At 32.2% G+C, this 16,553-nt stretch carries 11 protein-coding genes; 3 read left to right on the forward strand and 8 right to left on the reverse strand.

Annotation, left to right across the window (positions count from 1 at the left end; genetic code table 11):
• Positions 1-45: 45 nt before the first annotated feature.
• From EQ029_RS09295 to EQ029_RS09330, 8 genes are all read right to left on the reverse strand, one after another.
• Positions 46-447: a YisL family protein gene (locus EQ029_RS09295; protein WP_011276247.1), complete on the reverse strand. Its 402-nt coding sequence runs from the start codon at positions 445-447 to the stop codon at positions 46-48.
• A gap of 365 nt (positions 448-812) precedes the next feature.
• The gene (locus EQ029_RS09300) at positions 813-1,718 is read right to left on the reverse strand and encodes a fumarylacetoacetate hydrolase family protein (protein ID WP_033079771.1); all 906 of its coding nucleotides are present in this window, start codon (positions 1,716-1,718) and stop codon (positions 813-815) included.
• 125 nt (positions 1,719-1,843) lie between these two features.
• Positions 1,844-5,521, reverse strand: a complete 3,678-nt coding sequence (addA, locus tag EQ029_RS09305; protein WP_053020160.1) for a helicase-exonuclease AddAB subunit AddA — start codon at positions 5,519-5,521, stop codon at positions 1,844-1,846.
• Positions 5,514-9,002, reverse strand: coding sequence for a helicase-exonuclease AddAB subunit AddB (gene addB, locus EQ029_RS09310; RefSeq protein ID WP_037570615.1), 3,489 nt, complete (start codon positions 9,000-9,002; stop codon positions 5,514-5,516). The genes addA and addB overlap by 8 nt, the downstream gene beginning before the upstream one ends.
• Before the next feature lie 162 nt (positions 9,003-9,164).
• Positions 9,165-9,737 carry a signal peptidase I gene (gene lepB / locus EQ029_RS09315; protein ID WP_011276252.1) on the reverse strand — a complete coding sequence of 191 codons (573 nt, stop codon included), beginning with the start codon at positions 9,735-9,737 and terminating at the stop codon, positions 9,165-9,167.
• Positions 9,738-9,751: 14 nt separating this feature from the next.
• Positions 9,752-10,276: a signal peptidase I gene (lepB, locus tag EQ029_RS09320; RefSeq protein ID WP_053021626.1), complete on the reverse strand. Its 525-nt coding sequence runs from the start codon at positions 10,274-10,276 to the stop codon at positions 9,752-9,754.
• A 4-nt stretch (positions 10,277-10,280) separates the two neighbouring features.
• Complete coding sequence (locus EQ029_RS09325) at positions 10,281-10,853, reverse strand: TVP38/TMEM64 family protein (RefSeq protein ID WP_037557736.1); 573 nt, start codon at positions 10,851-10,853, stop codon at positions 10,281-10,283.
• Positions 10,854-11,082: 229 nt separating this feature from the next.
• Positions 11,083-12,414 carry a glucose-6-phosphate isomerase gene (locus EQ029_RS09330; RefSeq protein WP_011276255.1) on the reverse strand — a complete coding sequence of 444 codons (1,332 nt, stop codon included), beginning with the start codon at positions 12,412-12,414 and terminating at the stop codon, positions 11,083-11,085.
• Between the two features lie 333 nt (positions 12,415-12,747).
• On the opposite strand from EQ029_RS09330, the gene EQ029_RS09335 reads away from it, so the two are divergent.
• From EQ029_RS09335 to EQ029_RS09345, 3 genes are all read left to right on the forward strand, one after another.
• Positions 12,748-13,950 (forward strand): argininosuccinate synthase, encoded by a 1,203-nt coding sequence (locus EQ029_RS09335; protein ID WP_053021625.1) that lies wholly within the window; start codon positions 12,748-12,750, stop codon positions 13,948-13,950.
• Complete coding sequence (gene argH / locus EQ029_RS09340) at positions 13,943-15,325, forward strand: argininosuccinate lyase (protein ID WP_011276257.1); 1,383 nt, start codon at positions 13,943-13,945, stop codon at positions 15,323-15,325. The genes EQ029_RS09335 and argH overlap by 8 nt, the downstream gene beginning before the upstream one ends.
• Before the next feature lie 187 nt (positions 15,326-15,512).
• Complete coding sequence (locus tag EQ029_RS09345) at positions 15,513-16,475, forward strand: glycerophosphodiester phosphodiesterase (RefSeq protein ID WP_065427463.1); 963 nt, start codon at positions 15,513-15,515, stop codon at positions 16,473-16,475.
• The last annotated feature ends 78 nt before the right edge of the window (positions 16,476-16,553 follow it).

A 16,553-nucleotide genomic window follows, 5' to 3' on the forward strand; every position in this document is an offset into this window, starting at 1 on the left:
TTCGATCATTTAAGGGCTATCCCTATATCATTAATAATTTAAATTTTAACTAATTCCAAAAAGGCTACTAATTGGACCCCATGGTAGGATGATACCTAACGACATAGTAATAATTATTAAAATAATTGTTGCCCAGAATAAACCATGACTTGCTTCGTGTTTCTTGCGTTTAGCAATAGATACTTCCATTAGTGCAACTACCGCTATACCACAAAGCATCTTCAATGTTAACAACATATGGTTGCCTCCACCACCATGGCTAGCAGCCATGAATTCTTGAATTAACAACCAGAACCCTGAGAATAAAGTGAGTAACATAAAGACTCTTAATGCCATTTGTAATGGTTTAAACATAGGTGTAGGACCTTGTGATTTTGAAATATGTAAAAATGCAATTACATATAAAATAATTGTCAACGCCCAACTTGCAATATGCATATGTAACAAGACCGAATTCCCCCAATACTATTTATTACCTTTTTACTTACCTATCATATCACATAAACACTTGAACGTATTGTTAAACGATATAAGAGATGGGTGTGGAACTAAAATAATGGTTTTGTAGAATTTCCATGTGAAATTCTCTTTGCTGGGGCCCCTGAATTAAAACGCTTGTAACAAGTACGCTTTTATTTCTGACAACTATTGGCAATATATAATTAGAGCCTGGGACATTGATTTATGTCCCAGGCTCACCTGCATTTACTGATTAGAATTAAGAAGTACTTATAATATAAGATGTCTCAATTCAATCATTTATTATGAACTAATTATGATAGACAATCCTTATAGCGTTTTTGAACTATTAATTAATCTTTAGCAATATAAGTAGTTAATGTACCAATATTATCAATAGTAACTTTTACTTCATCACCAGGTTGCAAGAACTGAGGCGGTTGTAAACCTGCACCTACTCCAGCTGGTGTGCCAGTAGCAATGATATCTCCTGGATGTAATGCTACATATTTAGAAATTTCTTCAATTAAATCATCAATTTTATTAATCATTTGACTTGTATTACCATCTTGACGAATATCATTATTAACTTTAGTTACGATATTAACATTTTCAGGTGTTGGTAACTCATCCTTAGTTACAATATAAGGTCCCATTGGGCAACCACCTGTCAAACTTTTAGATAGAAATGCCTGATCTTGTTCATTTTGCGCCTTACGATCAGTAATATCATTAATAATTGTATATCCGTAGATGTAGTCTAATGCTAATGCTTTCGGAATTTTTTCTCCAGATTTACCGATTACGATACCTAATTCACCTTCGTAATCTAATTGATCAGTGATATCTTTATGATTTGGAATTGTTGATTCATCACCTGTTAATGATGATGCTGCTTTGGTAAATACGTATAATCGTTGTACCTCATGATTTAATTCACTTGCGTGATCTTGGTAATTACGACCGAATGCAATAACATTATTTGGTGGTGTAACTGGTGGTAAGAATTCAATGTCATTAAAGGCGATTTTGAATTCATCTGCTTTACCACTATCTTCAGCCGCTACAACTGCTTTACGTACTTGTTCTTGGAAATCTAATGTTTGGTTTTGTTGTAATCCCTCTAATAATGTTTGAGGGTGGAAATCACCTTCTCCAAATTCCGCAAATACCTTTTTAAGATCCCAAACTGCGTCTTCACGCTTAACTTTTACGCCGTAAGATTCAGCGTCTTTATAATTGAATGATAGAAATTTCATTCAGTATCAACTCCTCATCTATATCTTAATACATATTATAACTTTAATCTTTGCTAAACCACAAATATATATGTCTGAAATTTTAGAAATTTAATACACACTTCATTTATTGGATTAAAAACCTATTAAACATCTTCTTCAATACTCATTTGACCAAATTGGAAGAAATAAAGGTAACCGTATACTTTAGAATTTAAAATCGTTTCTAATGTGTTTTTATAATATTTCATTTGAATTTTATACTTATCACGAAGTTGTATACCTACCTCTTCATCTGTCATACCTCTACGCTTATTAAATGCATCTGTTTTGTAATCTACAAAGTAATATTGATCGTCTTTTAAAAATATTAAATCAATCATACCTTGAATAATTGACACATCTTCATCTGATTCAGGCATTTCATCTACACGCGCTTGATTTACGACAAATGGTAACTCTCTATAAACTTTGTCAGCTTGTGTAATAGTCATATACAAGTCACTTCTAATAAAATTCATAACTGCTTCAAATTGAATATCTTTTTTAGCATCTTCTTCAATAATATGCTTTTCAATTAATTCATTAATATAGTCATTCAATTCTGTTTCAGTTATACGCGTTTCTTTAAATGGTAGATGTTGCATGACTGTATGCATTAAAGTACCAATTTCATTTGCTTTACGCTTTTTATTTTCACGTAAAAACTTAGGTCTCTCATAAGTTGATACACCTATACGGTACTGTCTTACCCTTTCGTAACTTGTACCACTTTCTTCTGTTTCTAATTGACGCTTTAATTCTGAAACAGACTGTTTAGATGGTTTCTCCGTATCTTTTAAATACGGATATTTAAATGACAATTGATCATTAATTTGTTGTTTTAATGTCTTATCATGCGAGCCTTCTACTTCTAAATCTGAAACATCGCGACTTTCTTGTTCTGATTCACTGTCCTCAATCGAAAGTTCTTCAAATTGTGCAATTTTAATATCTACAGTAGGACGCAGACTCTCATCTAAATTATCAATGGATTTCTCAAACTGATACTCTGGTAATAAAGATGTAGATTGGTATTTAGCCAAAATACTATATATTAAATCAAAAGGTCGATCTGCTGATAACCGCTTATGCAATGCAATTTGATTACCTGAAATTGGCAATCGCTCAAGTTTTTCTAATGTTTCTTCCTTATCAATAGTACCAATAAGAATGAGTTGCTCTTTCGCTCGCGTTAAAGCTACATACATCAATCGCATTTCTTCAGAAATAAGTTCTTTTTCAGTAATTGATTTAATGACAACTGACGATAATGACGGATAGGTTACATTTTGTTCTAAATCAAAATAATCAATACCTAGACCATATTTTTGATTTAAGATGAGTGGTTTACGTAAGTCGCCTTTATTAAAATTCTTTGAAAGTTCCGAATAAATAACATATGGGAACTCTAAACCTTTACTACTATGAACTGTCATCATACGTACCACATTATCATTAGGACCTATAACATTCTCTTCACCAAAGTCTTTATTGCGTTCTATTAGTTCGTCAATAAATCTTATAAATTGATACAGCCCTCTAAAACTTGAATTTTCAAATTCTACTGCTTTATTAAACAATCCATATAGATTCGCGCGTCTACCTTTACCACCAATAAGACCACTAAAATATTGAATAACGTAATGATCATTATAAAACTTATCAATTAGTTGATACACAGGATGAGATTGACTATATTCTTGATACATGTTTATATCATCCATAAAATGTTCTAATTTCTCAACTAACAAAGGGTTCGCTTCTTGATCTTTCATATAATGCAATATAGATTGATAGAAATAATCATCGTTCATACTTTGAACTCGAATGTTTGCTAATTCATCTTCCGTAAATTGGTATATAACCGATCTCATCAATCCTACTAAATATATATCTTGTAAAGGATTATCAACGGTTCTTAAAAATGATAAGACGAGACGTACTTCAGTTTGTTCAAAGTACCCTTCCTTACTATTTACATGGAACGGAATATTATAGTCTTTAAATACATGTTGTAAATTGCGCGCATTTTTCAACCCTCTTTCAAGTATGACGATATCTTTGAAAGTAGCTTGTCTATAAGTTTCTGACTTCATATCATAAACTTGTTTATGCTCAATAATATATTTAACTTGCTCAGCAATATAGCGAGCTTCTTGTTCTGACTTTTCTAAATCATTATCGCTACTTTTATCTTGAATTAATGCATGTAGTTCAAGAGGCATAGATTTATCAGAATATTTAGTAGCACCAAAATAAAGTCTCGCATCAGCATCGTACTCAATTTCACCTACTTCTTCATCCATCATATGGTCAAATAAGTAGTTTGTTGTGGCGAGTACTTCTTTACGTGAACGGAAATTCTTAGATAAATCGATACGTAACCCTGATTGATCGCCATCTTTTGTGAAACGATGATATTTATCCATAAATAACGTTGGATCAGCCTGTCTAAATTTATAGATAGATTGTTTAACGTCACCTACCATGAATAAATTCCCATTAGATTCGTCACCACGTTTAATTTTAGATATGATTGCTTCTTGTACTTGGTTCGTATCTTGGTATTCATCTACTAAAATCTCTTCAAATTGTGATCGATATTCTTTAGCAATAGGCGAAGCATTGCCCTCTTGGTCAGTTAATATTTGTAAAGCGAAGTGTTCATAATCAGAAAAATCCAGTACATTGCGACTACGTTTTTTTTCAGCAAAGCCATTAATAATATCCTTAACGATTTGTACAAGGTATTGAATTCTAGGAGCCAAACGTTTCATATCTACTTTTAAATCTTCATAAGAACGCATTAGATACTTATTTTTTACTTCCGATAATAGTTTTTTATAATCATCATAAAAATCTTTAGCGTTTGTTAAAAACTGAGAACTTATACCTTCATCTTCATTAGTATCTTTTAATTTTTTTGTTATTGTAGGCAATTTTTCAGAGGTATAATTAATGATTTCTTCAAAATTTATCACATTACCCTCAATCATTTTTTCGCATTTAAATTTTTCTAGCTTGATAACATCTAAATGCTTTTCCGCCTCTATACAATTTAGAAAGTTATTTTCCGCTTCTAACAAAGTATGATATGCAGCTTTGATATAAATTTTCGATAATCTTTCTAATTCGTCTAGATATAATTTATGTTTATTATCGTCCGTGTAAATTTCAACTAATGAATCCAACCACTCAAACGGTGAAGGATTGGCTATACTGAAATTATAGAAACGTTTTAACAAATCTCTAAAATTATCATCATTACGATCACTTGATAATTGTTCTACTAAAGTAAGAAATTCAATATCCGGTGTATCATAATGTTTTTCTAAAACTTCATCAATAGACTGTTCAAGTAACAGCACATTCTCTACATCACTAATTGTGCGAAAATTAGGATCCAAATCAATGACATCATAATGCTGTTGAATAATCTTTAAACAGAAGCTATGTAATGTCGAAATTTGTGCTTGATGAATTTTAATGCGTTGATTCTTTAAATGTTCATTGTTAGGATTTTCTATTGCCGCTTGTTGAATACGCTGATCAACACGATGCTTCATTTCTCTCGCACTTAAATTAGTAAAAGTAACAACGAGTAACTTATCAACATCTATTTCATCTCTAATGATTTTTTGAATAATTCTTTCTACTAATACTGCAGTTTTACCAGACCCCGCTGCTGCAGCTACTAATATATCTTGACCATTAGCATATATACTCTTCCACTGTGCATCTGTCCATTGAGCATCTTTAGGTTTGATGGGGATGTTATTCATTATGATCACCGCTTTCTAACTCGACATCTTGTATTGCTTTGATAGGATCTATAGTTTCATCTACATGGCGATAATGTTTACTATCAATAATAGTATCCACATGGCACACTGATTGAAAATTACAAAATTGGCATGGTAATTGGTCATCGAACTTAAGTGGTGCAACTTCGGTATGACCTTCCATAATATTTGTAGCAGTCTTTATAAAGTTGTCTTTATTATGTTTGATAAATTTATGAATTGTTGTTTCATCAGCGACACTGCTCCCCCTACTTCCAATACTTCCGTCTTTCTTCAGGCTAACTGGAACAATGTCGGATTTACCAATTTCTTCTAAACGAATATCCAATGCGTCTACTACATCCATATCGCTATTAACTAAGCCACGTAATTTATATTCTTTTAAAAATGCTTGTTCAAGTTTGTCCTGTGTTAAAGCATCATCTTCCAATTCTCCCCAGTCTTTAAAACTGAGACGTTCATCATGTACATGGAAATACAATAGGCCACCTGGTTTAATTTCATTAGATAATCCCAGACGTTGGGCATTTTGCAAAGCAATATCCATATAAGTCATCATTTGCATTTGTTTACCATAATAAACCTTTTTTAAATCTAATTTCGCACTGGGATTAGATGACTTATAATCAATAATATTAATGTAGCTCTTATCATCTTTAGTGTAAGCATCTATACGATCAATTTGTCCTCGTATATTAACTGGAATGCCTTGTTTTGTAATTAATGGTTGTGCAATAAGTTCTTCACTGTTGTTCGGTGTCTTTCTAAACCCTGCTTCGAAACGTTGTGGTTTGAACTTTGTATTTTTATTTTGATAGCGTAATGCTTTCAAAGTACTTTCGACAATGACACCAATTCGTTTTGACACATACCGATAGTATGCATTTGAATCCATGAGATTAAATTGGACTTGAGGTAAAACATTTTCTAAAGCTTCAACAGTTAAAGCATGTATCTTCTTATTATCAAGATTTTTAAAGTCTCCATCTACCTTATCCGAAATATACTTCAATGCTGTATGGAAAATATTTCCTAAATCAAAATTTTCAAGCTTATATTTCGTACGCTCATTTAACCTTAAACCATGATTCGCATAATGTTTAAACGGACAATCATTATACCCTTCAAATCTAGATACACTTGCGTTAATTGTTGAACCATATAAAGATGCAGCCAATGGTTCATCTAATTTCACTGTTTCGTTGTCATATGTCAACGCAGTTAATAGGTACTCTAAACCGTTATTCAATTTGTCATTATCACGCATGACTTGATAAGCATCAACCCATACATCAGCGACCATCTCTGCCTCTAGCCAAGCTTTTAAAGATTCGAATAAGACGACTTTAGTTTGATGTGGATGCTCCATTAACGATAAAGGTTGTGCATTATGTTGATAATGAATATTCATTACTTCTAACCCATTGAACAACCCTTGTATTTGGTCTATAAATGGACTTTTTTCTTTATCCTCACCTTGTGCACCCATTAAACTATATGAAAATGTAACTTGTTCACTGCCTCGTGTCATTGCAATATAACAAACAAACGCTTCATCCATTTGTAAGATATCTGATGTAGGACTTAATTCAACTTGTGCTTGTTGTTCAAACACTTTCTTTTCTTCATCTGTTATTAGACTAGAAGAAGAAACCGGTTGCGGCATAGCACCATCGTTCATTCCAACCATATAAATATGTTTTTTATTGTCTACTTTCGCTAAGTCCATTGTCCCTATACTCACTTGATCGAGGGTTTGAGGAATCATTACAAATTCTAATTGTTCTAAACCAATATCAAATACCTCTAAAAAGCGTTTAAGAGTCATTTCTTCATTATCAAATACAGTGACTAAATCATCTAAAATTTGAATAAGTCCATTCCAAATTTGATCTATTTCTTCAGCTTCTTCATGACGACCATCGACGTCCAATTGGTCACGGTGAGTCATTAAATATTTAGGTAAATCAAATGCCTCCATTGTCTCATAGAAAGCTGTCGCAAAACCTCTCACATTTTCTGCTTCGTTCATTGCTTTTTCAAAAGTTAATATTTTATCAATAATATCATTTTTTAAATGAACTACTTGCTCGAAATCTTCTCGCTCTTCAGTAGTTAATTTATGTTCTTTACGTCCCATTTTCGTAAAGTTATCAATACTAAACAGTTTTTCATCAAGCCAACGTTTGCCATAAACACCACGTTCAACGACAAAGTTCTCTAATAAATCAATTAAATATGCACTATCCTTAAAGTGATTAGTTAGAATATTGGTTTTAATTAAACGCATCATAGGACTAATATTCCAGTTTGTTTGAATAACTTCCAAAAGTGAGCGTACCATTTCCATGATCGGATGGTGTGTCATTGATCTTTTAGTGTCAATATTAAATGGAATATCGTACTGTGGAAGAACAGAGTCAAATAAATATGCATAAGCTTCATCACGATACAAGATAGCAATGTCTTGATATCTATATTGCTTATCACGTGTATCTTTAATAATTTGGCGAGCTACTTCATTAACTTCTTCACGTATACTTGAGGATTCTAAAATATTAATACTGCCATCGTAAGCGATAGGATTAATTTGCAATGCGTCAAATTGTTGTTCCAGTTGTATTAAATCTTTATTGTTAAAACGATATTGTTGTTTAAAGAATTGTTGTTGTAATTCTATGTTTAAATCTTTAGCAATTTCCTTTAAATGTGTTAATACCTCTGAGGGTTTTCTGAATAAACTAAATGGATCTTCATTACCATCAGTTGTTAAAAGAACAGTAACTTTTTTGGCGCTTTGAACGAGTGCTTTAATAATTTGATATTCCAATGTAGAGAAGTTGTGGAATCCATCTATGTATACCTCTGCTCTTTTAATCCATTCTGATTGACTTAAAATATCAATAAAATGATTTAAACTATCCTCTGAAGTAATAAATTCGCCATTTATGCGTTCCTCAAAATACTGATAAATAAGCGATATATCTTCTAATTTATGTCTAGTTCTCGTCTTCAAGTCATTATCTTGCAAAAATGTATGTAAATGTTCTGGCGTAACAGAATATTTCTTAAAATCTTGAATTTGTTCACTTAACTTCTCACTAAAACCATAATAATTTACTTGTGATTGATATAGTTTTAATTCCGATTTATGTTGTTGAACTAAATCATAAATCATCATCTCGGTAGCCGCTTGCGTTAGTCGTTCTTCAGTTAATCCTCCAACCTCTTGAAAAACTCTATAACTTAAGCGTTCAAAGTGAAGCACTTCAGTTCTTAGACTTCCATTCAATTCTTTATCATTAACAAATGCTTGTTCTAATTGAAAAGTACTCTGTGTTGGTGCTATTAAAACAATTGGATCGCCTAGAGGATCCTCTTTCATTTGTTGCTTAATATTATCAATCATATGATGAGATTTGCCTGTCCCTGCTCTGCCAATGTATGCGTTCAACTCCATTATGCCCACACTCCTTTGAACTTATTTTAACACAGAACATACGTTCTTAAAAATGTTTTGTTAGGTCGAAATATTGAACAAAAAAAGACTGGCGGAATCTCTATGAACATTCCATTACCAGTCTTGCTATGTTAAAAATTAATTCATTAATACTAATTTTCCTTATTTTTCATTATCTGGATTAAAATTAAACTTAAATTCACTGAATGGCCAAAATCTAAATGATACTTTACCAACAATTTGATCTCTATCAATTAAACCAAACGCCCTACTATCCTTACTGACTTCTCTGTTATCACCTAAAACTAAATATTTACCTTTTGGTATGATATTTGATTTAGGATTTGCATTTAGTAAATCTTTAGTTTCAAATGAACCCGTAATATATTCACCTTGTTTACGTTTTTCATTGTAATCAAGATAAGGTTCATTTATCTTTTTACCATTAACATATAGTTTATCATTTTTATAAATAACGTTATCGCCAGGTACACCAATGACACGTTTAACATAATCGTCTTGTTGATTCGCATGAAATACGATTACATTACCTTTTTTTATGTCTCCAACTTTATATCCTAGAATGTTAACCATGACGTGTTCGCCATCTTTTAGTGTTGGATCCATTGAATCGCCTTTTATAGTATATGATTTAGCTACGAAGTTAACCATTACCCATACAAGTAATAAACCTACCGCTATGGCAACAATCCATTCAACTATTTCTTTCTTCAATTTTAACACCTCCTCTACTTATTAAACTGATAGGTAAATTCTTTAAACGGATAATACTTTAAACTAACATCTCCTACGATATCGTCCTTATCTATTAATCCATATGTTCTTGAATCACTTTGTTTATCACCATTATCATTTAAAATAAAATATGAATTTGGCGGAATAATATCACCATCAGAATCATGTAAATCTCTTATTGCAAAATTATTAATATCTCTATTTTTAGCATAAAATTTATTAACTTGTCTATCATCTCTATACAATTTACCGTTTCTAACTTCAATTGATTCACCTGGCTTGCCGACCAATCTACCAAAGTGTAATTGATTATTATGTCGATACATGATAATATCTCCATCCTTCAACATGTTAAAGGTAACTTTAATTTTATTAATAATGACACGGTCACCTTTATTCAAAGTTGGTGACATATCATCAGTTTGAACTACAGCACTTTTAACTAAGAACATTTGTATAAACATGACAAACAGACAAGCAAATAGGAATGCTACAATCCAACTTGTCACTCTACGCACTTTGTCACTCCTTGTCTGAACCCATGAAATAGCCCTCGACTTTCTTACCAACAAACCATAACGCTATAGTAACTATTAATACCATTATTGCTCTAACAGGATGTGTGAAAAATGAGGTTACACTTTTTCCCATAATCGCCAAAAATGTAATAGAAATTAACTTAGATATAAGTAAAATTATAAAATAATATTTGCCTCTAATATGAGAGAAACTTGCCACAAAATTAACTAGTGTATTAGGTGTAAACGGAAAACACATTAATATAAATATTGGTACTAAGCCCTGTCTATCAATAAAATGAATAAGGCGTTCAACTGATCGTCTTGATTTAATCCGCTTCATAAAGTTAGCATTAACAAATTTTCTACAGAAAAAGAACACTGTATAAGTACCTGCTACAACACCTAACCAACTAATAATCGTACCTGCTATAAAGCCATACGCATGAACACATAAAATAACATACAATGTTAAAGGAAGTACTGGCACAATGGCTCTAAAAAATAAAATAATAAATCCAGCCAGATAACCAAAACCTTGTAATAAATCAAACCATTGTTCAATTTGATGAAACATAGTTACATCAAATCCTTCCTATTGGATTAACAGTTATTATTTCATAGAAATATTGTACACTGTTTCATTTATAAATCTACCTATATAATAATAAATCAGTCACAGGTAGTAGTTAGAACTCATTCCTTAGCTTTAATATAAAGATATATATTAGAAAAGTCGATACGGAATTTAATCCATATCGACTTTGTAAGACATATTTAATTGACGCTATTGAATGACTAGAGAATTATAAACGCTCTTCTAATTCTTTCTTCTTATCTTCAAATCCAGGTTTACCTAATAATGCAAACATGTTTTGTTTGTATGCTTCTACTCCAGGTTGGTTAAATGGATTAACACCTAATTGATATCCACTCATTGCACACGCTAATTCAAAGAAGTATACAACATAACCAAATGTTTCTTCGTCTAAGCGTGGAATATTCACAACAACATTAGGAACGCCACCATCAGTGTGAGCTAATAGTGTACCTTCAAATGCTTTAGTATTAACTTCATCAATTGTTTTACCTGCTAAGTAATTTAATCCATCTAAATCATCACTATCTTCTTCAATTGTAATATCGTGTTTAGGGTTGTTTACTTTTACAACTGTTTCAAATAAGAAACGACGTCCTTCTTGGACATATTGACCTAATGAATGTAAGTCAGTTGTATAGTTTGCACTAGATGGATATATACCTTTAAAGTCTTTACCTTCAGACTCACCATATAATTGTTTCCACCACTCATTGAAATATTGCATTGACGGTTCATAATTAATCAACATTTCAGTAGTGTATCCTTTGCTATATAAAATATTACGGATTGTCGCATATTGATAAGCAATATTTTCATCTAATTTATCTGATGATAATTCTTTACGCGCTTTGTTTGCACCAATCATAATTGATTCAATATTTATGCCAGCTGTTGCAATCGGTAATAGACCCACAGCAGTTAATACAGAATAACGACCACCAACATCATCTGGTACTACAAACGTTTCATAACCTTCATTATCTGCTAATTGTTTTAATGCACCTTTTGCTTTATCTGTAGTAGCAAAGATACGTTTTTTAGCTTCTGCTTTACCATACTTATCTTCAACTAATTGTTTAAATAATCTAAATGCTACTGCTGGTTCTGTAGTTGTACCAGATTTAGAAATAACATTTACTGAAAAATCTTTATCTGATAAGTAGTCTACTAATTCTTTAGTGTACGTTGATGATAAATGATTACCCACGAATACAATTTCAGGGTATTCATTTGAATTGCGGAATGATGAAGTTAACATTTCAATAGCAGCACGCGCACCTAAATATGAACCTCCGATACCAATTACTACTAATACATCTGAATTAGATTTTATACGTTTTGATGCTTCCACAATTCTTGAAAATTCTTTCTTATCATAGTCTTCCGGAAGATTCACCCAACCTAAGAAATCACTACCTGCACCAGTACCTTCGTGAATCGTTTTATGAATTGTTTTAACGATATCTTGTTGTTGATCAATTTCATGTTGACCAAAGAATTCCAATGCTTTTCCATAATCTAATTGAATATGAGTCATTTTATAAAAGCCTCCTGTATGTCCTTGTTGATTTAATTTTACTAACTTTAAGCCTTCTATTCAATTGACATGACTGACTATTCGAATATTTTCAAATTAATTCAACAATTTTAAGACATTTTTTAATAATTTTAAAATGAATAATTTCTAAATAAAATAATACTTATATTTCCATATCAATATGTCACATATCCTTTTATACAATTGATATGTTGATGATAAGAGTATTTTCAAATTTTTGTATATTTATGTAAAAAAATGGTTTTATTTTCATTTAATATCTGTTAGTATAAATTTATATCAATTTTCAGAAAAATTATGAGGTGAATTTTAATGAAAGAGAAAATCGTATTAGCATATTCAGGTGGATTAGATACAAGTGTAGCCGTTAAATGGCTTATAGATAAAGGCTATGATGTCGTAGCTGTATGTTTAGATGTTGGTGAAGGTAAAGATTTAGATGTTGTATATTCTAAAGCACTAGATATGGGTGCAGTTGAGTGTCATATTATTGATGCTACTAAAGAATTTAGTGATGACTTTGTAAGTTATGCAATCAAAGGTAACTTAATGTATGAAAATAGTTATCCACTCTTATCAGCTTTATCTCGTCCACTTATCGCTAAGAAATTAGTTGAGATTGCTGAACAAACTAATTCTGTCGGTATCGCGCATGGTTGTACTGGTAAAGGTAATGACCAAGTTCGTTTCGAAGTTGCTATTAAAGCATTAAACCCTAACCTAAAAGCATTTGCGCCAGTAAGAGAATGGGGTTGGAGTCGTGAAGAAGAAATTGATTATGCCATTAAACACAATATCCCTGTTGGCATCAATCACGATTCTCCTTATTCAATTGATCAAAACTTATGGGGTAGAGCAAATGAGTGTGGTATTTTAGAAGATCCGTATGCTGCCCCTCCAAAAGACGCTTATGATTTAACAGCAGAGTTAGAAGATACACCAGATACACCTGATGAAATTATCCTTTCATTTAAAAACGGTGTTCCAGTTCAATTAAATCATCAAGATTATGACTTAGATCAATTAATATTAACTTTAAATGAATTAGCTGGAAAACACGGAATTGGACGTATCGACCATGTAGAAAATCGTCTAGTTGGTATTAAATCTCGTGAAATATATGAAACTCCAGGTGCAGAAGTAATATTAAAAGCACATAAAGCACTTGAAACATTAACGTTAACTAAAGATGTAGCTCATTTTAAACCAGTGATTGAAAAACAATTTGCTGAACAAACTTATAATGGTTTATGGTTCTCACCATTAACTGATAGCTTAAAATTATTCATTGATAGCACGCAACAATATGTTGAAGGTGATGTTAGAATTAAATTATTTAAAGGTAATGCCATTGTTAATGGAAGAAAATCTCCATACACGCTATATGATGAAAAATTAGCAACATACACTAAAGAAGATGCATTTAATCAATCGGCAGCGGTAGGTTTCATCGATATTTATGGTTTACCTACTCAAGTAAATGCATATCTTCATGGAGGTTATAGTAATGAGTAGTAAAGCATGGGGTGGCCGTTTTCAACAACAGCCGGAAGATTGGGTAGATGAATTTAATGCTTCCATAGATTTCGACCAAACATTGTTGGATGAAGATGTCCAAGGTAGTATTGCACATGCTACCATGTTAGCTAATCAAAATATCATTTCACAAGATGATAAAGACGCAATCATTAATGGCTTAAAAGAGATTCAACAAGACTTTCATAATGGGAAGCTTGCGTTTAAAAAATCGCTTGAAGATATTCATTTAAACATTGAACATGAACTCATTCAACGTGTCGGTGACGCTGGAGGTAAGTTGCATACAGGTCGTAGTAGAAATGACCAAGTGGCTACTGACTTGCATCTATACGTAAAAAAAGAAGTACTTGAAATTCAAGACCTTATTCGATCATTCCAAACATCCATTCTTAAACTAGCTCAATCACATGTGGATACAATCATGCCAGGATATACACACTTACAACGTGCTCAACCGATTTCTTTTGCACACCATGTTATGACATATTTCTGGATGCTAGAAAGAGACTATTCACGTTTCGTTGATAGTATGAAACGTATTGATATTTCACCATTAGGTGCAGCTGCATTAAGTGGTACAACACACCCTATCGATAGACACGAAACGCAACAATTATTAGAATTTAGTTCAGTTTATGAGAATAGTTTAGATGCAGTGAGTGATCGTGATTACATTATTGAAACTTTGCATAATATTTCATTAACTATGATTCATTTATCACGTTTTGCTGAAGAAATTATCTTTTGGTCTACGGATGAAGCGAAATTCATTACCCTATCTGATGCTTTCTCTACAGGTTCATCTATTATGCCTCAGAAGAAGAATCCAGATATGGCAGAACTTATTCGTGGTAAAGTAGGACGTGCTACAGGACATTTAATGAGCATGCTTGTAACATTAAAAGGGTTACCACTTGCATATAATAAAGACTTACAAGAAGATAAAGAAGGTTTATTTGACTCAGTACGTACTATAAAAGGTTCACTACGAATTTTTGAAGGTATGTTAGATACAATGACCGTTAATACAGACCGTTTAAACGAAACTGTGCATCAAGACTTTTCAAATGCAACGGAATTAGCTGATTATTTAGTAGCTAAAGATGTACCATTTAGAAAGGCGCACGAAATTGTTGGTAAAATTGTCTTTGAGTGCATTCAACAAGGTATCTATTTATTAGATGTACCTCTTGAACGTTACAAAGAATTAAATTCAAATATAGATCAAGATGTTTATGATTATCTTAAACCGGAAAACTGTCTTAGCCGAAGAAAAAGTTATGGTTCAACAGGCCAAGACGCAGTACGTCATCAACTGAAAGTTGCTGAAAAATTATTAAATAACGATTAATTTTAGAGGTTGGGTATGGGCCAACGAATTCTGAATGAATTCTATCCATTCTCAACCTTTTTGTTAAATATATTGAGTGAACATTAATTATATTATAGTTATTTAAAGCTTCTGCAAATTCACTTTCTTACACAAAATATCACTGATAGATTTTAATTATACATTTAACTATGAAAGGATGAGTTTGTTGAAAGCAAGTAATAAAGGTATCATTTCATGTTTAACAGTAGCCAGTTTGAGTCTAGCGATTATACATACGCCCGTTGAAGCAAGTGGTGGTGAATCATCAAACACTACAACTACGAACCTAACTAATGCATCTAAAACTCAAAACAATCATACTAATTGGTCAAGAAATTTAACAGGAGAGCGCCATACTACTATTGCACATCGTGGTGCTAGTGGCTATGCACCAGAGCATACTTTTGCAGCGTACGATAAAAGTCATAATGAATTAGGTGCCTCATATATTGAAATAGATTTACAACGCACTAAAGATGGTCATTTAGTTGCAATGCATGACGAAACAGTTGATCGTACAACAAACGGCTCAGGACGTGTCGAGGATTATACATTAGCTGAATTAAAGAAATTAGATGCAGGTTCATCATTTAATGAACAAAATCCTCAATTAGCCAAAGATAGTTATAAAGGTGCTACAGTTCCAACATTAGATGAAATTTTGACACGTTATGGTACAGATGCCAATTATTATATTGAAACAAAGCAGCCTGATGTTTATCCTGGCATGGAACAACAACTGCTAGACACACTAAACCGACATAACATGCTTACTTCAAATTCTCTAGAAAATGGACATGTCCTGGTACAATCATTTTCAGAAGCTAGCTTATTAAAAATGCATCAATTAAATTCAAATGTGCCATTAATACGCCTATTGGATAAAGGTGAATTAGCTCAACAAAGTGAAGCAGATTTACAACGTATTCGTTCTTATGCAATTGGTGTCGGTCCTGAATATAGCGATTTAAATGCACAAAATACAGCTCATTTAAAAGACTTAGGTTTTCTCGTACATCCATTTACGGTGAATGAAACTGCCGATATGCAGCGCTTGAACCAATACGGTGTTGATGGTGTCTTTACAAACTATGCTGATCAATATAAAGCAATAAGTTCACAAAAGTAAGTAAAAGTTTTAATACAGTCCGCTACTGCGAATTTGCAAAATAGCATCATTATATAATGTAAGTCTCAGGCTCTTGAA

Origin of the sequence: Staphylococcus haemolyticus (assembly GCF_006094395.1) — a bacterium.
Lineage (GTDB): Bacteria > Bacillota > Bacilli > Staphylococcales > Staphylococcaceae > Staphylococcus > Staphylococcus haemolyticus.